The sequence below is a fragment of the Streptomyces sp. BBFR51 genome (genome assembly GCF_044591655.1).
In the GTDB taxonomy this organism is placed as follows: Bacteria; Actinomycetota; Actinomycetes; order Streptomycetales; family Streptomycetaceae; genus Streptomyces.
The window spans coordinates 8,721,764-8,745,500 of sequence record NZ_CP172448.1 but is presented as its reverse complement, the minus strand read 5'-3'; the positions used below and the strand labels follow the sequence as shown (position 1 = coordinate 8,745,500).

2 protein-coding genes (1 of these 2 only partly in view) are annotated in these 23,737 nt (G+C 70.2%); both read left to right on the top strand.

From position 1 onward, the window contains the following. Nucleotides 1–23,044: the 3' portion of a hypothetical protein gene (locus ACGH7X_RS39715; RefSeq protein WP_399895592.1), read on the top strand. It extends 4,229 nt beyond the left edge of the window; the window shows 23,044 of its 27,273 coding nt (coding positions 4,230–27,273); the start codon falls outside the window, past its left edge; its stop codon occupies nucleotides 23,042–23,044. Then, the gene (locus tag ACGH7X_RS39710) at nucleotides 23,045–23,737 is read left to right on the top strand and encodes a type VII secretion system-associated protein (protein ID WP_399895589.1); all 693 of its coding nucleotides are present in this window, start codon (nucleotides 23,045–23,047) and stop codon (nucleotides 23,735–23,737) included.

Here is a 23,737-nt window from a genome sequence, read left to right as displayed (position 1 = left end):
GCTACTGGCACCGCTTCGTGGTCAGGGCAGAGCCGAGCGGGACCGGATCGAGCGGCGCAGGGACTACGCCAAGCGGCTCGTCGAGGCGTTCGCCGACAACACGTACCGCGACTGGATCGGCCGCATGGGGAGCGAGGCCACACGGCACGTCCGCCCCTCGTGGGACGACCTCCCGGAGCCCCGGCGCCGGGAACTCACCGCTCTCGTCGCCGGGAAGACCGGCCGGGACGCGGGCCCGGACCTCACCCGGCAGGTGGAGCAGGCGTACCGCGACCTCGACGCCGCCTGGTACACGCAGCCCCTCGTGCGCCGGGCGGAACTCGTCGTCAACAGGATCACGACCGGGAAGTTCTTCCCAGGCGAAGGCGGCGCGTCCCGTCGCGACACGGTGACGCCCGAGACGCTCGCCGGTCCCTCCTCCCCGGCGGCACGGGAATCCGGCCGTCCCTCCGGCTCGTCGGCCCCTCCCACGGCCGGACCCGCCCTCGCGTCCGGCCCGAGCGACGAAACGGCACCCGACCGACCCGAACCAGCGGCCGCCCCACGGCCCGAGAAGCGGGTGCGCTTCGCCGACGGCACCGAGCCGGGGGCACCGGACGTGCCGGCGGCGCCGGCCCGGCCCCGGCTCACCATCGACACCCAGCTCGACCACCACCGTCCGCCCCGCCTGGACCGCTCGATGCCGAGCCCGCCGAGGGACGGCCGCCGCGTCGTCTTCAGCGACGGCAGCGAGCTGCCCACCCATCTGACCGGCGACGGCACCCCCGACACCGAAGCGGGCGCGTACGGGCACAGCCGCGTCGTCCTGAGAGGCGTCGACCAGGTGATGGAGGAGATCGCCTCCCGCGCGGGACTGGACCCCGCGGAGCGCGGTCTGAACCACCACACCGTGGTGACCGATCTCGCCCGCGCCCTGCGCGACACGCCCTGGGTGTTCCACGGCGAGGGATACGAGTCGGCCGTGTTCCGGGATCGCAACGGCACGGACCGTGTCCTGCACGTCACCACACGCCCGCACAGCAACTGGGAGCGTTTCGCCGACGACTTCGGCTCGCCCTTCAAGTTCGACTCGGTGGAGCGCAGTCAGGTCACCGTGGGCTCCAGCGCGACGCAGGGCACGGCGATCCGGGTGGCTCCCTCGTTCTCGCTCGGTCCGCTCGCCGGTGGCCTCGCCGGGTATCTGCGCGTGGGGGCGAGCTTCGGGGTCTCGCGGTCGTACGACTACGCCCTGCAGGACCAGACGCTCCTGCAGGGTGAAACGCGGATGAGCGACACCTCGCACCTCCATCTCGACGACATCCAGTACGAGGTCCATGTCCTCAGCCGCGCGCCAGGCTCCTCGAAGCGGCCGTTCCCCGGGGAGGACCACTTCCTCTTCGGTGTGCACAACGGCCTGTCGGTACGGCTGTCCGACAGCGCGACCTCGCCCGTACGCGCCGAACAGGCACCCAGCGCGATGCGCATCGACGCGAACGCCGACTACCGACTCGTCCGTACGGAGGACTTCGGCCCCGTCGGCGAGATCCGGGAGTGGGCGCTGAGCAAGGTCAACGCCGCCCCGGGAGACGCCGCCTACGCGGAGACCGCGAGCTTCTTCACGGGGGAGAACTTCCACCGGCTCGCCGAGCGGGCGGCTCGCGGGCCCATCCCCACGCGGCAGCTACTGGGCGAGGACGGTGAGCCGCTGGGGGCGTTCGTCGTGGACCGGATCGCGCCGGTCGACGCCGTACTGCTCACCGAGACCACGGCTGCGGAACTGCGCAGCACCGTGCAGCAGGCCGTGAAGAGCGAACGGATCCTCGCCAAGACCTACGGTCAGCAGGTCTTCGCGAGCGCCGGGCCGAGCGCGGACCTGCCCGGCTTCTTCGGCGACGACGCCGGACTGCGGCTCATGCTCGGTGCCTTCGGCCGGTACGGTCGCTCCAGCAGTCATGGCGCCGCCTTCGGCGGGACGGCGAACCGCAAGATCGTCGGGCAGGCGAAGAACGTTCCCACGGACCTCTACGTGGTCCGCAAGACCGTCCACGTCCGCAAGACGGGCGACCGGGTGCCCACCCCGTTCGGCGTGTGGAGTCTCGAACGGATGACGCGCTCCGAGGCGCGCCGTCTCGCGGGCTGGGACGACGGCACCACGCGACCCCTGCCGGAGGGAGCCGTGCCGTTCGCCCCGGTGTACCTGACCCCGGACAACCCACCCGTGCTGGGCCTGAGCCGCCCGGTCCATTTCACCTCCGACGTGGCCGTCCCCGGCTGGGTCCCGGTCGAGGACGGCGGCTCGTCGACCGGGGAGGGCACGAGCCCCGAGGTACCCAGGGCGACTCTGTTGCAGTTCTTCACCGCCGAGATCCTGCGGGCCGCCGGGGCCAGGTACCCCGGGATGATCGCTCCCCTGAGTGAACTCGGCGACCCCTCGGACTCCCGGTGGCGCAACCCCGCCCACTACCAGATGGCGCTGCAGAACACCCTGACCGTCATCAACACGCTGGCCCACCACTCCATGGTCGGCAACCTGGAAACGGTGGTCACCACGGGTCTGCGGATCCAACTGGTCGACCCGGGCCGCTTCACGCGCGGTCACCGCTACCTGTGGATCGACGGCCGCCTGACCGGCCGCCGGTTCGAGGGCACTCAGGACGACGAGATGGTGCGTTCGGGCACCACGGCCACCGAGCGGCTCGACGGCCTGCAGAGTGTCGTTCGTGGTGGGGAGTTCGGGTTCGACGCCTCGGTGGCGGTCCGGGACTCGCGCAGGGACCTGCTGAACTACCCCTCGAACATGGGCATCGTGCGGGCCGGGCCGCGCTGGGGCAGGCATCGGGGCGAGCGTCTGGGCCACGGCTCCACGGCGTCGTACGAGACGCTGCACATCGGTGCCTCCCGGTCGCAGCTCCACTCCTACCGCCTGGAGCTGAGCGCCCAGATCGGCGGGTACTGGCGCTTCCGCAGCCTGCTGCGCGGGCTGCCCACCGGGGGGCTGCTGGGCACGCACCTCTTCGTCTTCCACGAGGAGCCCACCGACCTGATCGGCAGGACGGCCGGCGATCCGGTGACGGGGCGGGTGACTCTCGCCGTCGCCGACGAGCACACCCCCACGACCGACCCTCACACCGGACAGTCGCCCACCGGGGTCCGCGTCAGCGGGCTCAGCCCGGCCCGGGCCAAGGCGCTGGGCACCGGGCGTGGCGAGAACGGCCCGGCCAACCCGTTCGGGGACCTGCCGTACGGCGTGCTCGGCGTGGCCGCGCACCCCGAGCTGGAGGAGGCCGCCGCGGCCGTCCTGGAGGCTGCCGCGAACGGCTCCTGGCACGTCAGCGAACGCGGTGCGCCGGCCTACGAGGCCGCCCTGCGGCCACTGCTGTCCCAATACCTGACGGCCGGCTTCGACCAGACCTCGCATCTCGCGGGCACCCGCGTCAACGGACTCTTCGGGCAGGGGCCCTACCTCAACAGGCTCGGCCACATGACGTACCGCACCCGCGTGGAGCGGCTGAGGGTGGCGTCGGGCCCGACCGACGTCCAGGTCGAACACACGCTGGGTGTCGACACGCAGGTGTCGGGCGCTGTCACGACCGTCCAGAGCTTCAGTGTGGCGGCCGTCGGATCGTTCTGGCGCACCCACGAGATCGGGCCCACGGTCTCCGGCGCCTACGGCCTGCTCGGAAACTGGATCCGGTCGGCGGCGACGTCCCGCACCGTCACCCGCAGCGTCCTCATGGACCTGAACCCGGCCGACACCAGCCCCAAGCTGCTCCTCGCCGGGGACACCGTGCACGAGCTCGCCGCCACCGTGCGCGGTGACGGTCTGCTCGCCCCGGTGCACACCCTCGCCACCGCCCACCGCAGCCACTGGGCCGGACGACAACTGAACTTCTCCTCCGACTGGTTCGGACACGTCAACGAGAAGACGGCGCACCGCCTCGGAATCGTGAAGGACCACCTCGGCGAGGTACCCCTGTACACGGAGCGGGAATGGAACCGCCCGCAGTGGCTGCGGGACAATCCGCTGGGGACATACCCCACCAACTCCCTCGAAACGGCCGGGGTGCTGGCCGAGGCCGAGCGGAAGCTGCGCGCGGCCGGCGTCGACAGCGCCGACCGGGACCGGCTGCGTACCCTGCTCAGTCCCCGGATGATGCGGGCGCTGCGCGACCAGGCGTCGTCGACGGGAGTGCGGATACGGGTACGCATCGGCACCTCGTTCGGTCGGACCGGCCTGCGCATCGGCCGGGCCGCGACGCTGCGGATGCAACTGGTCGCGCGAGAGGCCACGTTCGACGGTCTGGGGCACGGCATGGTCCTGCGGGACGGGCGCCACGCGACGGAGACCAGCGAGGTGACCACGGGCCGGTTCACGTCCACCACGCTGGGCGAGACCGTGACACAGGGCGTGCGCACCGGTGACCCCGAGGTGAGGGCCGTCGGACCCACCCTGATCGAGCAGGGGACCAGCGTTCACCAGAGCGTGAGCGGCCGGATGCGCTCACGCCTGCGCAACAACGTCTTCTCCGCCGACGAACCGCATGCCGAGTACCTGACCCCGTACACGCTGCGCATCACCCTGGACCGCGGCGACGGCGGCCCTCCGGTCGAGGTCACCGGCGACGTCGGTCACCTTCGAGACCAGGTGCCGCTCAGCCTGACCGCGCCGGTGACCGAGGAGGGCTCGGCCACCGACGATCTCCTCGGAGTCCCGGCACTGCCCGCCCCCGAGCGCGCCGTCGGCTTCTGGGAGGCCCGTGACGTCACCGCGACCGGGATCGACCGCTGGCGCCGGGACCGGCCGGACGACCAGCCGTTCGTGACTCCCGAGGACGGATATTTCGTCCGTCGGGTCGTGGGTCTGCCCACGCTCCAGGAGGCCGCGGAGCTGGCCGTTGCTCGAGCCGACGGCGCCCTGCCCGGAGTCCGGGACGGGCAGCGGTTGTCCGGCGGCGCCCTGGAGGCGGCGCTGCGCACCGCGCGCTCGCGGGGACTGACCCGCCCCGACACCACGTCCTCCCACGCCCTGCACGACGGCATGGGCGACGCCAACCTGGCCGCGTTCTACGAGGACACCACCGGTGACCGGGGTCATCAGGTGGCCGGACTCACGCAGGACACGTTCCTCCCGGGCGCCAGTGGTGACTACCGCCTCTATTCACGGCCCGACTTCACGGGCGCCGAACTGCTGGCGGTGGCCCCCCAGGCGGGTATGGAGAGCGCGGTCCGGGACACCGAGGGCGGCGACAGCTCCGTCAGCCGCGCCGGTGCCCAGCAGCTCGTCCTGAGCGGCGGAGTACAGGCCGCAACCCCGGAGGCGGGGCGGGCGCTGCCCGGGATCTCCCCCGCCGAGGGCTCCGGTACGGAAACCGACGCCAACCGGCGAGGCGGCGCCGACTCGGCGCAGATCACCCTCAAGCCCACGTCCGGCCGTGCCTACCTGTTCGCGGTCCCCACCGACTGGCTCGGTGTGGCGGAGGTGCGCCGGGGCCTGCCGAATCCCTTCGGTCCCGTCCTGGCCCCCCAGGCGGTCGAGACCCGGGGCCCGGTCATCGCCTGGGTCCGGGAGGACATCGCCCGGCAGCTCGGGCTGATCACCGACGAGAACTTCCCGCCCCAGGTCGCCGACGCCTGGGCTCGGGTCACCGAGGCCGCCCATGCCTGGGTGGAGGCGGACAAGGCCTACTGGGAGCAGCGGCGCGGCCTGCGGGAAAGGCGCGGGGAGCTGCACGACGGGTACGAGCGCAGCTGCCGTGCCCTGTCGGACGCGAAGCGGAGGCTGGAACGCACCATCGAGCACTTCGGCGCCGGCTCCCCGGAGACCGGCAAGGCCCGGGCCGCGGTGCGGGAGGCCACCGCCGTCGTGACGACGGGACGCCAGGCCCTGGCAGAAGACATGGAGGCACTGGCGCCGTGGTCGAGCGTCGCCGAGAAGGCGGCCGCCGAGTTCCACCGGGTGCGGGGCGCCACCGACCGTCTCACGCGCTGGCACCGCCTGCCGCGGGAGGCCGGCCCCGTGGAGAGGGACGGGGTGCCGACGCGGCAGGGCGTGCCCGAGCCGCCCGAGGTCACCGTTCACCCGTCCGAGCCCGTGTCGTCCGACGCGGGGGACCCGCCTGTGGCGTCCGTCGAGTCGGCCGGTCCCGCCGAACCTGTCGGCTCCGCCGTCCCGGATCCCGAGGCGGACCGTTTCACCGAGGTCACGGCCGAGGGCGGGACGCTCGAAGCGCTGATACCCCCGGCGAGGGCCGGTGGCCGGCTCTGGCGCGGTGCCGACCGGTACACGGTCCACGACGTTCCCGGCGACGACGACAGCTTCTTCCACGCCTTCGCCGCGGCGCTCCACCAAGCCGCCCCCACCGCGCTGACCGCTCGCGTCCCGGTGGACGACGACCCGAACGCCCCCGTCGCGGCACTCAGAACACTGCTGGCCGACGAGCTGACCGAGCCGGCCAACGCCCACCTGCTCGACGGGGTCCTGGGCACCGTCACCCCGGAAGAGAGCGGGCAGCGCGCCCGGTTCTACGCGACGTCGGTGCGCCGGCCCGGTGCCCTGCGCGACGACCCCGACTGGGCGCACAGCGAAGCCGGTCTGCTGCCCGCTCTCGCCGCCACGGCCTTCCGCGCCAGGGTGACCGTCGTCGGGCCGGGCGGACACATCGAGGAATACGGCGCGAACGACGGGGAGTCCCACCAGCCGCACGTCGTCCTGCGCCGCCAGGACGACCGCTTCCGGTTCGCCGTACCCATCGGCTCCCCGGCCGACGGCGACGATCCGTCCCCCGCACCGGCGGCGCCGGTACCGGTGCGACGCCGCTCCCACGACTTCGCGCCCTGGAACGTCGGGCCCCTCGACAGGCAGGGTTTCGAGCTGACCGGCCCCGGGCACCTGGTCGGACCCGACGGCACCGCGTATCTGCTGCGGGAACCGCAAGCCGACGGCAACGGTTTCTGGGCGGCCCTGGCAGAGGCGTTCCCGCGAGGGCCCCAAGACCCCGTCGCACAGGTGATCGGGGCGAGGCTGCCCGACAGTGCCGTGCTCGATCCCGAGACGCCCTTCACCCACGACGTGCTGCTGTGGGCGGGGGTCGACTCGCAGGCCGGCGGACCCCTGACGGGCTCTCTGAGTCCTTCGCAGCGCGAGCGGTTCCAGCGCAGCGGTGGACGGTTGCCGAGCGAGGTCGTCCGCGATCTGCGCGATCCCCAGCGGCGCGCACTGATGAAGGCCCAGCTCTTCCTGGGGAACAACTGGAACGACGCGACCGCGGGGACCGCCGCCCAGGTCGCCGCCGACCGCTACGGCGCCACGGTCGTGATCGTCCGCGAGGACGGCACCCACACGCCGCACTTCCCGGCCGGCGGGCAGCCGACACGGCGGGTCGTGCTCTACCGGCGTGGCTCCGAGTTCCTGCTGGCCCTGCCGCAGGACACCGCCGCTCCCTACCCGGGCGCCCCGGCTCCCGACGGCACCGGACAGACATCCGAAGCCGGACCGGCGCAGGACAAGGACATGGGCAAGGGCAAGGGCAAGGCCGCGCCGGAAGCCGATGACGCGGAGCAACGGCAAGCCGCGATCGATGCCGCCCGCGAGCTGTATGTGTCGGCGAGGAGCGAGATCGCCGCAGCCATCGCCGCGTACGGCGCCGCCGAGGGACGGGAGGCGGCGGGTTCCGTGGGGGAGGGGGAGGAACTGGAGAGCGCGCGTCAACGGGTGCGCGCCGCCTCCGACGTCTTCGTCGCCGCCGTGGACGTCTGGGAGACGGTGCTGCCGAACACGCCGTTCCCCCTGGTGGAGGACGTGGTCGAAACGGGGGCCCGCCTGCCTGGCGCGGGCCCGCTTCCCCAGTGGTTGGAACAGTGGGGGCGGGGCGGCGCGGTACTGCCCGGCAGGACGCCGGGCGCACGTGACCTGACGGTGGCCCTGCGACTGCACGAGGGCACGCCCGCGAGCGACGCGCGTGCGCGGCACGTCGAGGAGGCCCGGCTGGAAGAGGCCCGGTCGGCCGTCGAGGGATCCAACACTCAGCGGGCCGAGCAGCACGAACTGTTGGACCGGCTGCGGAGTGAGCTGACCGAGGACCGGGACCTGCTGGAGGCGATGCGCCCACGCCGGCCGTGGTCCGGGCTCGGCGTCGACCACATCGCCGGCCTCGTGGCGGCGGAACGCCGTGCACGGGAGACGGCCACCACCGCGAGCACCCACCCGTCGGGCGCTCCGCCCGAGGGGGCCGAAGGGGAGGATCAGGCGGACTCCGTACCCGACGCGGTCCCGGTCCAGGGTCCGGTCCCGGTCGGCGCCGGAACGGACCGGCCGAGGTCGCCGGCGGACACCCGCTCGTCCGCCGCGGGGCCGACCGCCATGCCCGGCCCGCACCCCGCGCCGCCGGAGTCCGGCCCCGCGCGGGAGTCCGGGCCGGCACCCGAGGACGACCGGACCCAGGACGACGCCCCGCCCCGCGACGGCACCCTGGTGATCGCCGAACCGGGGGCCGACGAGCCGCGTCTCATCACGGTCGAGCAGCTCGCGGCAGCGACACCCGCGTGGATTTTCTCGGACGACCACACCCTGGCCGTGAGCGAGGACGGCGCGACCGCCTTCGCGACCGACGACGCCATCGCCTCGGCCAACCTCGCGCTGGCCAACGCGAACAGTGGGGCCCGGCTCGCGGTGTACGACGACCACGTCGACATCGCGGCCCCCGACGGGCAGGCGGAGATACGTCTCCACCGGGTCGCACCGGTACTCACCGAGCCGACCGACGCCGCCCCCCCGAACCCGGCCGCCCTCGCACTCGGCGGACCTGCGGACCGGCTTGTCTTCCGCGATGTGTACGGGAACACCGCGACCGCCCCGATCAGGTCCCACGGCCGCCTGGACGAAGTGCGACGGCTCGCCTCGGCACTGCTCGACACGGCCGACGGCGGAGAGTACTCCTCGCACTTCCCCGATGCCCAGTGGGCGTCCGAGGCCACTCGCGCACAGGACGGCGAGGGGAGCACCGCCCCGGCGGACGCTGCGCTGCCCGGACGTCGTTACGCCGAGTACCTGGGCGGGGACCCCACGGCTGTGACGACCGTCACCTCCGGCCCCGGTGTGAACACCTGGGCCTGGCCCGAGGTGGGAGAGGCGTACGTCGTCCAGTCCCTCGCCTCGCCCGACGAGCAGGGCGAGGAGCTCGAGCGCCACGACCGCGCCTACGACGACGACAACCCCTACGGGTATCACTACGCCACCGTGGTGTTGACCAGTGAGGACGGCCGTTCCCAGATCACCCTGGAGAACGTCACCAACGGAGCCGAGCAGCGGGCCCTGTTCGCCGAAGCCGTGCGGCGGAACCTGGAGCGGTTCCAGGGCCGCATCCTGGGTGATCTGCGCAGGACGTACCGCCAGGAGGCGGAGACAGCCGCGTCGCCCGACCGGGCCGAGCTCGCCCGGACCTCGCTGCGCGCGGTCGAACGGCTCATGGCTCTGAGCCAGGCGGAGGCCGCGCTCTCCCACGCCGAGCGGCGCCCAGCCGACCCGCGGCGCGACGCGGTCGTCGCCGGCGCGAGGGCGGCCGTCGAGAAGGAGTGGGCGAAGGCAGCCGACAGCATCGGCGCGCTCTCCCGGTACCTGGGGCTGCCGGACCGGCGTCTGCGCCTCGTCCGGATGACTCCGGGCCACACCTTTCACGACGCCATGGTCGCCACGCGGACGACCTCCCACCCGTTCACCGCGGTGGTGGCCGGCGCGCCCAACCGGACGCTGGACCCGTTCTCCTCTCCTCCTCTCGGCACCGTGGACTCGGCCGAACTCGCCGAGTGGATACGGGCCGAGGGGCATGTCCTCGGCACGCAGCCCGAACTCACCCGGCCGCGGCGCGAGGAGCAGGCGGAATTCCTCGACGACCCGTTCTTCCAGAACCGGCGCGACTGGCGGATGTGGCAGGCGCTCACCGAGGTCAGGTTCGCCCACAAGGCCCACGCGTCACGGCAGGGGACCGATGCTCTCGACCCGGAGTTCTCCCGCAAGACGGAGCGGATAGAGCGGGCCAGGGAGATCGCCAAGAAGAAGACCCGTGAATACATCGGCTTTACACGCTTCCTGAACAGCCCGTCCACGCACCTGATCGAAGGGACCGGGATCCGGGAGGCCCGGATCAAGGAGATCGACTCCACCACCGGCCTCCTCACGGAGGAAGACGAATGGGAGAAGTATCAACTCCGTCTCGAAAGAGACGCGCTGAGCAAACAGATCGACATCATCGGCAGGACGCTGGACCGGCGCGGCGCGGGCCACGACGGACAACCGGACACGGCGTGGCAGGCGAGGGTGGAGCGGATTCTGCGCGGCGCCGCGAGTACCGAGCACCCTGATGTCCTCCAGGACCTGTGGCGCAGCGCCCGGCGACTGGACGAAGCCGCGCGCCGAGTACGTGCAGGTGACGGGACGGACGCCCTCGCCCGGGACGCGGACGGGCTCGAACGCCGGCGGCACGAGACGCTGTCGGCTCTGCATGCCGCATCGACGCTGTCCGAAAGGCGCGTCCCCTGGGAGGAAATCGGCCGACAGGAGCAACTCGCCCTGGCCGCAGCCGAGCTTCGCTCGCGGGAGTTCCGGCCGCACCTGACCGAGGCGGCCGTACACCGTCTGCGGCATCTCGACCGGCGCTGGGCGACCGGCTACGGCGTCGACGACCCGGCCCGGGCGACCACGTTGCTGCGCCTGGTGCACGAACATCTCGCCTCGAACGACATGTCGGTGGTGAGCAATGTCGCGGACGAGCTGCTGGATCACCTCGACCCGGACGCACGGCTGGAGGCTCTGCTCGCACCCTCACCCGGCACGGGGAGCAACGAAGCGGCGCCGGGCGAAGCGAGGCGCGCCGCTCTCGTGTCCGCGAAGTACCAGGCTGCGGGCAGCACACCGCACACCGGTATGGCGATCCACTGGAACCACGGGGTCCGACACCGCGTCCTGCACCTTCCCGTCCCGGCGGACGTGACGTCTCCGGAGCAGGGCACGGATCACGTCCCGGCCGACTTCAGGGACGGATTCAGCCTTTCCGCGCTCCACGCTCTGGTGGCCTACGGCGATCAGGACGCCGTGCGGCTCGCACTCGCCGAAGCGACCGGCTTCGCCTACGACACGGAGCTGTTGCGCGAGCGTCGTACCGACCGTTTCGCCCCCGCTGCCCGCTTCGGGGCGCTCATCGCGGGCGGACTCGACTGGCGGGACGTGCGGGGCGTGGTGCTCACGCACTGGGACAAACCGTCGAGAGACGCGGCCCGCGCCCGAAAGGCCCGACTGACGGAGTTCTTCAAGAGCGCTCGCCTCGAAGTGGACCTCCCGTTCGAGGAGGTGGCGCCGCCCTTCGCCGAGACAGGAAGCCCGTACGAGGCGGTGTACACGCCCATCCACGTGGACGGACGCGTCGTCGGGTTGGACTACTTCCCGCTCACCCGGCGGCCGGCGGGCGAGCTGTCGAACCTGCTGACCGGGAAGTTCTACAGGACGCCCGGTCAGTCGCCGAACCGCCCGAAAAGCGCATCCGGCAGTCTGGCGCCGTGGATGAGGTTCCTGAACCCCGGTGAACAGCCGTTCTTCATCAGGGCCCTGCCGGCGGACGACCCGTGGCACACGCTCGCCCTGTTCCAAAACGGAGCCACGCGCAAGCTGGACGAGTGGCAGTTCGCCAAACGCCTGGCCACCGATCTCCCCGCCGACGCCGGCAAGGGCCCCATCGTCCTGCTCGTCCCTCGCGGAGGTCAGGGCCACCTCGAACTGCCCCGCCAGCTTTCGGCCCGTACCGGACGCCGCGTCTGGGCCTTCACCGGTGACCTCGACGTGAGGCCGGCCGCCGACAGGAGCCACTGCTGGGCCACCTCCTTCATCAACGCCGACGGCAGCCCCGAGGGGCTGTGGACGGTGAGCCACCCGGAGGATCTCGGCGCAGCCGCCACCGGGCGACCGGGACCCGACGTGATCGTGACGGACAGCGGCCGGATGTTCCCCGACAGCCATGTGCTGACCTGGCCCATCCCGCACCACGAGACGTTCCGACCGATCGGGCGATCGGTCCACACGCGCCAAGACCACCGCAAATGGGAGACGATCCAGACGAAGTTTCCCGAGCGCACCCACTACGTGGGACTGCTGCCCGGCGAGAGCGCCGACGAGCGCCATTCGAAAGTCCGGGACAAGCCGCTTCCGTGGGTGGACACAGCCGGTGACGGCGCGACCTACTTCCTGGACACCCATGGCTCGGGGCAGGACGTCACCTTCCAGATCCACGACGAAGGGTCCCAGCGGGTGGGGCCGGGACAACTCGGCCGGTATCTGAGCCGCCGCCCGAGCATCGATTCCGACACGCGCATCGTGCTGCTCGCCTGTCACGGCGGCAAGGCGGCGGACCGTACCCCGTCCTTCGCCCAGACGGTCGCCGACACGACCGGCCACGAGGTGTACGGCGCGGACTCGGAGGTCTCCTCCGACTTCGCGCTCGAAGCGAAGGACGGCCGGCAGACGGAAGCGTGGCACCGGTTCACCCCGCAACGGCCGGACGGGCAGGCGCCCGCGTCGCCGTCGGGGAACACGGGCGCGCCGGCCGCCACCACGATTCCCGCCGACGCGGACGTGGCGGCCACCGGCTCGGCGAGGAGCGGGGACCGGCTCTTCGCGGGCGAGGCGCGAGGGGCGGCCGGCCCCGGCTCGGACCTCGGCCTGTCCGACGGGGACGAGGAGGAGCCGTGGTCGGACGGCCCCCAGGACGGCGCAGACTCCGATCTCTCCGACTGGGACGAGGAATTCGCCCGGGAGGCGGAGGAGGCCGGCCGGGGCTCCGAGACGGAGGAATCCGAAGCGGACGGTGAACAGGGCCAGGAAGAACGGGTGCAGGCGGACGACCCCTACGCCCTGGCGCCGTTCGCCGAGGACCCGTTCCAGGCGGACCGGCGAGCCCGCCTGCGGCTGAACCGGCTCCACGAGATCGTCGTCGCACGTATGAACCGGCCGGAGGGCACCGGGGACGCCCCCGAGGCCGCCGCGTTCAGGGCGCAGACGGCCCTGATTCAGGTGGAGAGCGCAGTCGTCAGCCAGGAGCTCGACGGCACCCGCCTCGACACGGTGCTGAGGAGCCCGACCACGCAGTTGTGGGACGCACTGCGGATACGCCGGCGACGCATCGCCGAAATCGACTGGATGTCGGCCAGGAACAGCGCCCTGGAGCGGCCCCGGGACACGGCCCTGTCCGGGGAACGCAAGGCACTGACGCGCGAGGCCGAAGCCGTCGACACCGAGCTGACCCGCAGGAGCCGGGTCCTGGATGGCGCACCGCGAACCCCCGACGACGTGGATCGCCGCGTTCTGCGGGCACTGACCAGCCAGGCCCCGGAAACCGCGGTGGAGGAGATGCGCACGTCTCCGGCACTCGAGGAGACGGTGGAGCTCACCTCGGTCCTGGCCGAGCGGTACGCCGGTCACCCCGGGGCGAGCCAGGAGGAGATTCTCCACCTCGTCATGGCCGAACGCCGCACCCAACGCTTCGCGGAGCACCATGCGCGAGCGGCACTCGCCCGGATCGGACACCTCAACACGCTCTGGGGGACGCACTACGACTCGACCGGTCGAGCGGCGCACGACCTGCTGATCCAGACGCAAGGCCACCTCGTCCAGGGCATGGTCCTGGTGAGCCCCGTTTCGATCGGGGGAGACGCCCATCAGCTCGACGCCATGCTGTCCGGCGCGGACGCACCACTCGGGGGGCTGCTCCGCGAACACGACGAACACACTCGGCAGTCCGGCGACGACGTCCCTTCCGGTCTGTTGCGTACGGCCCTGGTGTCCGCCGCCCATCAGCCGACGGGTGTCTCCCCGCACAGCGGGGCGGTCATCCACTGGAAGCCGGAGGTTCGGGACCGTTGCCTGCACACACCCGCACCGGACGGCCCCGTGCACCGCGGTCTCACCATCTCCTCGCTGCCCGCGCTGCTGGCCCACGGTGAGCAGGACGCGGTCCGGCTCGCCCTGGCCGAGGCGACCGGATTCACCCACGACGAGGCACTGACCGATGAGATGGGCGCCCATGCCGTCACCGACGCCCACTTCGGCGCCTTCCTGCCGACGACCTCGGGATGGGCCGACGTGGAGCAGGTGGTGTTCACCTACTGGGATGCCGATTCCTATGCCCGCGCCGACGAAGCCTCCGGACGCCTCATCGACTTCACGGAGCTCCACGACCTGGACATCGCCGTCTCCTTCGAGCGTGTCCCCGCACCAGCGGCGACGGTGACCGCGCAGGCCGGCCCGTACGATCCCGTGCGCACCGTCATCACCTCCCCGGACGGCGCCGGAGGGCGTGACTACACTCCCGTGACCGCGCGATCGATCCACGCGATCACCAGGGTGGAAACCGGTTCTGTCGGCAGACGGGACCGGCCGACCCGCGGGGCGGGCCGCACGACCGTCTTCAGCACGGCGCCCTGGGCCGTCACCGATGCCGATACGCGGCAGCACGGTCGCCCGGAGCCCTTCGTCGTCGTGGCGAGCGCCACCGTCGACGGGGCAAGGATCGCGGTCCAGTTCGGTGACGGCACCCTCGTGGAGGTCGAGAGGACGGAATTCGCCGACCTGGTGGCGGACGATCCCGCGTTGGGCGACGTCTCCGCCGATGCGGTGATCGTGCTGGCGGTGTCGTACGGCGGTGCCGGCGACCTGACCCTGCCCCGTCGCCTGGCGGCGCAGACCGGTCGGCGGGTCTGGGCCTTCAGCGGACGCCTCCAGGTGTTCCCACGGGACGAGGCGCACTACATCTCGACGTTCGCGACCGACGGAACGACGCCCGAGGGCATGTGGACCGTCAGCCACCCCGAAGTCCTGAGCCCGGCCGACCCGGCCATCGGGCCGGTGCCGCCCGACGTGATCAGGACGAGGGACGGTGCCCTGCTGCTCGACGAGGACATCGTCACGTACCCCATTGCGGACCGGTCGGGCCGACCGACGGGCCGTGCCGCGTTCCCGGGGCCCGAACAGGCCTCCGAGGAGGAGAAGCAGCGCGACCTGTGGTCCCGCGAGACGTACCGGGCCCTGCGGACCGTCAACACCGTTCGCGGCGTTGAAGGAATCGCCGTCGGCAGCCCGTCGGCGCTCCCGTGGGCCGGACGGGACGCCTCCGCACCCAGCTACTTCTGGGAGAGCCACGGCGGTGGCGGTGCCGCGATCACGCTCCCGTCCCGGAGCGGCCACCTGCATGACGTCGAGGCGCGCGAGTTCAGCCGCCACCTCACACGCAGACCCAGCATCTCCCGGCTCTCCCCGGACTCACCCGTGGTGCTCGTCGCCTGCTCGGCGGGAATGGCCACGCAGGGCAGGACCCAGGCGTACGCCCAGACCGTCGCGGACACAACCGGCCACGTCGTCTACGCCGCGGACGGGAGGACCTCCGGCCGACTCGACCTCGCGGACCGACCCGACGGCCGACGGGCCACCTGGCAACGCTTCGGACCCGCCCGACCGGCGCCCGACCGGGACCCCTCGCTGACCCACGCCCACTCGGCTCCCGACCAGGCCGACGCCGAAGGGGAGCGCGTCTCTCCGGACCATGGGACGACTCACAGGATTCTCGAGGTGGGAGCGTCGAGGACACCGGTCCCCGGGAGCGCGGGGCTGTTCGCCTTCCCGGTCGCCGTGGACAAGTCCTTCGAGGACAAGACCCGGACGGCTCTGCAGGGCGCCCTGTTGAACGCGGTGGCCGACGGCAGGACGGGTACGCCGTACATGGCCGGGTTGCTCAAGGCGCTCGACGCGACCCGGTCGAATGCGCCGGTGGACGCCACCGGGCGAGCGTTGCGGCAGACGTCGTCCTCCGACGGTCCGGGCGTCGACGAGTTCGACGGCATGACGCGCAGTACCTTCTCCTCGGGCCCGGTTCCCACCGCGGAGCCCCAGGACGATTTCCCCGGGTGGCAGGAGGCCACGGCGGCGAGCGACGACGTGGAGATGGCGGACGCCGACGACGAGAGCGTCACCGGGCCCACCGGCACCGCCACGTTCACCGGGATCCGGATGGGCGGATACCGGAGCGCGGACGCCGAAGACGGTGGTGAGGCGGAGAAGCAGGCCGAGATCCAGTACACCGTTCACGGCAGGGGTGCCGACGAACGGGGCGTCTTCCGCATCGGGCCCACCGTCACGATGGTGGCTGCCGGCCCGCGAGAACACGGGCCGACGGAGTACGGTCCGGTGATCCGCCTGGACGTGCGGATGCAGTGGCCCGACGAGGAAACCGACCCCCGGATGGCCTTCTCGCAGGACGGCACCCTCGCCGTCAGTACCCTCGACGACACCCAGGTGGCGTTCGCGACCAGAGCGGCCGTCGACAGCGCCAACGCGGCCCTGCGGGCGGCCGACAGCAGAGTCCGGCTCGTCATGGACGACGACACATTCCTCTCCGTTCGGCACGGCGAGGGTGAGCGGGTCCTCCACCGGGTGGCACCCCGGTTCGGCGCCGGGGACGTCCCCGGCGCCACCTCGCTCCAGATCGCCACCAGCGCACTCGGAGGCCTTCCGGACCGCCTGGTCTTCCGCGACCGGCACGGTCTGACCGACATCGCCGGCCTGGACCACGCGGACGGTGTGCCGGTGGGCGAACTGCACTGGCTGGCCCAGGCCGTCGTCGACCTCGTCGACCGGGGAGAGCATTCCGCCGACTTTCCGGACGCCCGATGGGCGGCCGATGTGGTCCAGGCCCACGAGGGCGACGCGGACGCGGACAACGAGTTGGCCCAGGGCCCGGACTCCGGGGAGGAAGGGGAGATCGCGGGCGGAGGTACGTCCGTCCCCGGCCCTCATGAGGCCGCCCCGCCATCGGTGCGACCCGGCGCGGAGTACGGCCGCTACCTCGAGCGCCTCACGGCGATGAAGGCCATCGCGCGGAACCTGGGCGTGAACGAGGAGGCATGGCCGAAAGCACCAGGTGAGGGGTACCTCGTGCAGTCCATCGCCGCGAGCCGGGAGACGGCGGACCAGCTCCGCCAACACGGCCTCGAGGCCGATCCCACCCGCAATCCGAGTGGATACCACTACGCGGCCGTGGTGCTCGTCAGCGAGGACGGGGGCGCGCAGGTGACCCTGGAGAACTCCCGGCAGGACAGTGTGCTCAGGCGAGCACTGGAACAGGCCGCACACGATGCCGGGTTCCTCGGCAAACTGACCCAGCTCAAGGAGAACCACGCCTTCGACCTGCGCGTCTCAGGTGGATCCAGGTCCCATGAAGCTGCCGAGGCCGCGAACGGCGTGCTCACCACGTTCGACGCGTTGGTGGGGGTGCGGGGACCCGCGTCCGGCCAGGGTGAGGCCGTCCACCGCGCTCGCACGGAACTGGCCGAGAAGGAGCGGGCGGCGGTGGGGGCACTGGAAGAGTTCGTCCGCCTGCACGGCCTCCGCGTCCCGCAGCCCGGCTGGAAGATGCGGATCGTCGGGCGGGGACCGGGTGACAGCTATCACCACATCGCCGCACGACGGGTGGGCGTCGAGCGACCTTTCACCGCCGTGGTCATCGGCGATCAGGAACCCCCTTCGGAGGGCCTGGTCTCCGTCACCTTCGACACGGAGCGGCGCCGGATGGCGGAGGAGGGAGCGGAAGAACTCGACGACCTCGCGCGGAGCGTGGTGCGCAGCGGTCTGTGGAGGCTGGACAACAGGCTGTCGCTCCCCAGGGTCCGAGTGACGGTCTATCCCGCCGTGAGCAGTGGTCCGGGTGCCGGAGCGCAGACGCAGGCGCAACACCTGGCCCGGCTCCAGGGCGAGTTCCGTCAGATGCTCGAGCGGCACCTGACCGACCTGCGCCCCGTGCTCGCCGCCGAGGCCGCGTCGGCCGGCGGCTTGTTCGTGCTGGAAGGGCTGCTGCCCGACGGTGTGCGTCCGCCACGCGAAGTGGCAGCGACGCAGGTGCTGGCCGAGTTCGCCGTCGTACCGGCGGCGCACGACGTTCCCGGCCCCCTCCCGCTTCCCGAGCTCCCGGCCGGCGGCGCCTTCCCCGAAGACCCCACGGCCCACCTGGAGTTCACCGCCGACCCGTTCGAGCGTCATCGCAGCAACTACCGAATGCTTCTGTCCCTCGCCGGGACGATCGCGTCGAGACGGGCCCACTCCGCCGCACGGCCCGACGGTGAACCGGACGAGGCGTTCGACCTGCGGACGCAGCAGCACGAACGGAGTATGGCCCAAGCCACGCAGAGCGTGTGGAGACCAGCCGGGTTCGAGGAGTTCCTGAACGGTCCCACGACCCAGCTGCGAGACGGCGCTCTGGCCCGCTCGCAGTGGCTCACCGAAACAGAGGAGCGGCTTGCGGAGGTCGGCGAGGGGAAGCCGTGGCTGAGGGAACTGCTGGAGACGGAGCAGACCTTCCTTCGCGAAGAGCTCGAAAGGATCGACACCGCGCTCCACCAGGCGAAGAGACGAGAACACAGGGGCAATCCCCGGGAGAACGCGCTGGGAACGTGGATCGCACGCGAGGTCTCGGGGCCGGCCGCGCGCAACGCCGTGGAGACCGCACGTGCCCATGTGCGAGACACGGAAGCCGCCTTGAGGACGCTGTGGGCGGACCACATCAGCGACGGTGACCGGCGGACCGATGAGGCGGCGGGTTCGGTGACCTCCGAGCCCGACGGCCTGACGGTGCTCTCGGCGAGATGGCACCGTTCGGTCGAAGCCGTGCACACGGTTTCGTCCCTGGCGACGCGGAGCATTCCGTGGGGTGGTCTGGACACGTATCAGCGGGCCGCCCTGGTCGCCGCGGAGCAGCGTTCACGGCAACTCTTCACTCATCACTTCCACGCGGCGAACAGCCGTCTCGGACATCTGAACGGGCGGTGGGAGACGGACTATCCCACCGGGCGGGAACGGATGAGGTCGATCCAGCACGGCGTGCACGAGTTCCTGGCCTCCCCTTCGATGGCGGTGGTCAGCAACATGGACGCCGACACGCTGCTGCGAGCCCTCGACGCGGACCCCCACAGGGCGTTGCACACCCTGCTCGCGTCGGCATCGGGTTCGGCGACCCTCACCGGGCCCGGGACAAAGGCTCCGGTGGGACTGCCGGCGGCTCTGGTCTCCGTCGCTCACCAGACCGCGGGCCCGTCGCCGCACAGCGGACTGGCGGTGAGATGGAAGCACGCCGTACGGCAGCGGGCGGTGCACACCCCGGAGTCGACGCCCGACCCCAACGGTCTGCCCCATGGTTTCAGCCTCTCCTCACTTCACGGGCTCCTGGCCCACGGAGATTCCGGGGCTGTGCGAATGGCTCTCGCGCAGGCCACCGACTTCGAGTTCGACGTGGATCTTCGCCGGGCGATGTTCGGTCTGCGGCTCGCGCCCGACGCGCACTTCGGTGCCGTGGTCGTCGGGGAGCTGGACTGGAACGACGTGGACGAGGTCATCCTCACCTGGTGGGACGATCCCTCCCTCGATCGCGCCGAGGCACGCAGGGCGGCGCTCATGACGCTGGCCGACCGCGCGGGAGTCCGGATTCCGGAACCGTCGCTGCGGGCCGTTCTGCGCCCTCGGCCCACAGAGGGCTCGGGCCAGGAAGTCGCCTACAGCAACATCCAGGGAGCCGAGGGGATCGACCTCGTGCCGGAACCGTACCGGGCTCTGGGCCTTCCCCCGGTTCTGGACACCGACACCATTCAGCACTCCGTGCAGGATCTGGTGGGCAGGAACGCCGTGGGCCCCGTGGGCAAGGACGCGCGGGCGCCGTGGAACCACTTCCTCAGGCCGGGCCAGACTCCCTACTTCATCGTCGCGAAGAGCGTGGACGACGGCAGTATCCTCACCGCCTACAACGACGGGCGGATCACGAAGCTGCCGGAGCGGGCTTTCGCCGATCTGGTGAGCCAGGGTGTCCCCGATTCCGAGGACGGCTCTCCGGTCGTGCTGCTGATCGACCATGCGGGGACGGGAGAGCTCGTGCTCCCCCGGCTGCTCGCCGCGCACACGGACCGGCCTGTCTGGGCCTTCAGCGGATCTCTCGACTACCGACCGCATCGGCGTGGCGACGAACTGGTGTCCCGTGTGACCACGTTCTCCCGCAGCCGAGGTCGACCTGCCGGTGTGTGGACGGTCAGCCACCCCGACGACCTGCGGGCGGCCCCGGGGGAGGCCGATTTCGCGCCGGACGCGGTCGTGACCACGACCGGCCGGAGCATCCCGGACGATGCCCTGCTGACGCAGCCCATAGCGCACGCCACGACGTACCGGCCGATCGGCCGCTCGGCGCACACAGCTGACTTCGTGTCCTGGCAGGAGCAACTGCAGAGTCTCTTCCCCTTGTTCGAGCACTACACGTCCAAGTGGGATGACGCGGCAGGAGTTTCCCTGCCGGTCAGGTCCGAGAGAAGACTTCCCTGGGCCGGGACGGCGAACGACGGCCAGACCTATTTCTGGGACAGTCACGCAAACCCGGAAATCGTCTCCGTGCCTCAGCTCAACGGCAGAAAGGCACAGGTTGGTCCTGCCGAACACGCCGCCTATCTCAAGCGCCGGCGAAGCTTCGCGCGGGCTGCCCGAGTCGTCCTGGTCGCCTGCAAGGTGGGTACGACCGGGGACAAGCCGTCGTTCGCCCAGCAGGTCGCCGATTCGACCGGTGTGACCGTGTTCGGAGCGGACGGTGCTGTCACGGGCAGGTTCAATGTCCGCACCTCCAACAGGTCACACATCGGGCAGTGGCACGAGTTCTCCCCCGGCACGCATGTACCACGGGAGACGCCGGCTGCCGCGGCTCCCGCCTACCGCCACACGTTCTGGTCGAGCTGGACGCCGGCTCAGGAAGACGCGTACGACGATGCCGCGCACAGGTGGTCCGTCGACCATGAGAAGTCTCGGGGCGGCGAACCTGATTTCGGCCGGCGTCTCACGCGGGCCAAGCGATTCTTTCAGGCACAGGGAAAGAGGAGGGCCCCGGCTGAGGAGACCCTTTTGTCGGATACCGATCAGCTTCTGATCACTGCTCATGATGTGATGGTCGAGCACCATGAGCTGCCCCCACTGGTCACTCAGGACATCTCCGAGGATGATGCGAGACGCCGGATTGTCTACGAGAACGTCCGCCTGGCCGTTGCGCACCAGATCCACCTCGATCGTGGCTCTCTGGACAGCGCGTCGAAGCTCTCCAGGCAGACGGCTTCTCTTTTTGGTACCCAGCGCGTTAGTGCACATGAGACCGCTGGAGGGATGAGGCGGAGGCCGGTCCTCCATGGTTGGCAGGACGACCTGGGTGAGGGGAGTTCTGCACAGAGGGGAGGGCCGGATCGGTTTGGCCACCCCTTTGACAGGTTCATCGGAGAGATTTCTCGTGTGGGTCAGGAGACCGGATCGGCGTCACTCAAGCACCTCGTCGTCGACTTGAAGCGCGCCGTCGAGAACGAGTCGACGAGGAACTTGTCGGCTGTCGCCAAAAGCATCGACTATATTTACGAACGTGGACGTGGCCTTCCGATCATCGACGAGTTGCAACGTGAACTTGCCGTCCTCCAGAGAAGTGTCGAACTGGACCCGGCTCAGAACCTGAGCACCGACCAGGGGAACCTTGAGGCGAGAGGCCGTTCCCGTCGACTGGAGCGGCCCCGTGGAAGAGGGATGCCGACTCCACAGCGGCATCCTGTCCCTGTACCCGAAATCACCTATGGGCATTTCTTGCGTGAACTCCGGGGTCTTCCTCCCACTCGGTCGCAGAACCGTCTTATAGATGCTTTGGAAACACTTGATGACCCGTCGAAGGGGTCTGAAGCGATCAATGTTGTCAAGGCCATCCACAGTCTGATGGAATCAGGCCTTCCAGCTCCCTCGAATATAGAACAGCTGTGGAAGAAGGTTTTCTCGGATTATCCCTATGTCGCTAATTACGCCTGGACTATGGAGAAACACTACACGGCTCAATTCCCATGGTCGAGGCAACTGGTGACGGAGCAGGGGACGTTCGATGCCCAGCCTGTGTCCGCCGAAAGGGCGCGATCACGTCAGCGCAGCCAGACGCCCATGGCGAGGTTGACTGGCATGATGCAGAGAATGGTCAGGTCGCGTCCCAGGAGCAGGTCACAGACGGTCTCCGCATCATCTCCCCAGATTATTGTGGAAAATAGGTACGTAAAGGCTCCGATGGCGCCTGTCTTGGCAGAGTACCTCGAACGTGAAAAAGACATGAAAAAGTGGTCGGCGTATCGACGTCATCCGGATGAGAGGCCATACGGCAGGCTTCGAGGGACTGTTTTGCTGGAAGATCTTCCGAGCGGAAAGTACAGCACGTCGGATGCTCAGAAGGATTTTAGAAGAACTACATTCAGAGGGCGCGCGGGTGCGGTTCCCGGTGCAGTGCTGAGGGCTCGGGAATACTATGAGAGAAAGTGCCCGGAAATGCTCTCATATCTAGATTTCAGGCGGAATAACCCCCATACGCAATGGGATTCGCAGGTCGGCTTGATCGAGAGCAATATCGAGCGGGTGGGAGATACGTACGTCGAATTCTTCTGGCAGTCTTCAAACTCCAGGGCGAAGCACTTCAGGGAGACCTTTGTTCGCAAGCTCAAACATCTGCAAGCTGATTTCACCATGCCTGCAGAGCTCAAGGTGTATATCTCGAAGTACAACGAATCTGTCTACACCATTCAGAAAGATGGAAGGGTGGAGAGGGAACGTATCAGTACAGAAGAGTCTGGTGAGAAAGTCAAACCTTCTTCCGGGGCTACGAAACCTCCGAATGTGCTCGCATTTCATGTGAGAGGCAAGGGTATGGAGTCCACCATTGATCACGAACTGGCGCATGTTCTGCATTTTCGTCAGGCGGAGTCCCTGTACAGAGAGATCAGTGGTACTACATGGAAGAATGATCAGGTCAGAGAGATTGCTTTGAGGGTGGCGAGGATCGCCGATGACGGAGTCTCTGTCGCGGAGTATGCCGCGGCGGACCCACGTGAATATGTCGCAGAGTATTTCAGAGGAGAAAGGCAGGGGTTCACATTTCCTAAAGACGCCGAGCGAATGTATCGGATGCTTGGAGGGCCCGTACCGGACCGTGGACGGCCGAGGAGGTAGATGGTGCGTGCGACGAGAGAAGACGACGCGCTCCCGGAGAAGGAAGCCGAACACTCCAAGTCCTCCGGTGCACCTGTCATGGCTCCCGGCGACGCCGTGATCCCGATCCCCCCGCAGGAGATCATCGAGGCGGCCCGCTTCGCCCGTGACCAGTGGCTCACCGAGACGGACCCCTGGTGGGCGGACGGGGACGACGTGCCGTCCTGGGCCGTCGTGGGCGAGTGGCGGACGGATTCCAGGGGGCTCCTGGTCGCCTGGCGTGGGAACGACGACTACCGGCCGTCTCCGTTCGCCATGGGCTGGGACGAGCCGACAGACGAAGTGGACGAAGCCCTCCAGTGGGTGGCCGCAGGACACCGCCCTGCCGAAGCCGTGCTGCGCGCACTCGTCGAGGCAGGGGAAGCATCGGTCCTGGTGCGAGGGGACGAAAGCCTGATGACCGCTCTCTCGCACGACGGCTTCGACGTCGTCCCGCTCTACACCGCGCCCGAGCAGATGGCAGGCGTGGGGAGGCTCACCGCTCGGACCTGGGCTGTGCGCGATCTTGTCGACCGGCTTCCGGACGGGCACGAGTTCTACGTCAATCCGGCGGGCCCGGTCGCCATGAGGGTGCACACGGAGGCGTTGCGCGCGGCCCTGGCGACGGACTCGGAGGGCGGCGAGGAGACCGTGGGGGAGTCCTCGGATGTGTGA

Coding starts and splice junctions, on each gene's coding strand:
- ACGH7X_RS39710 (WP_399895589.1), top strand. CDS start 23,045: ATGGTGCGTGCGACGAGAGAAGACGACGCGCTCCCGGAGAAGGAAGCC.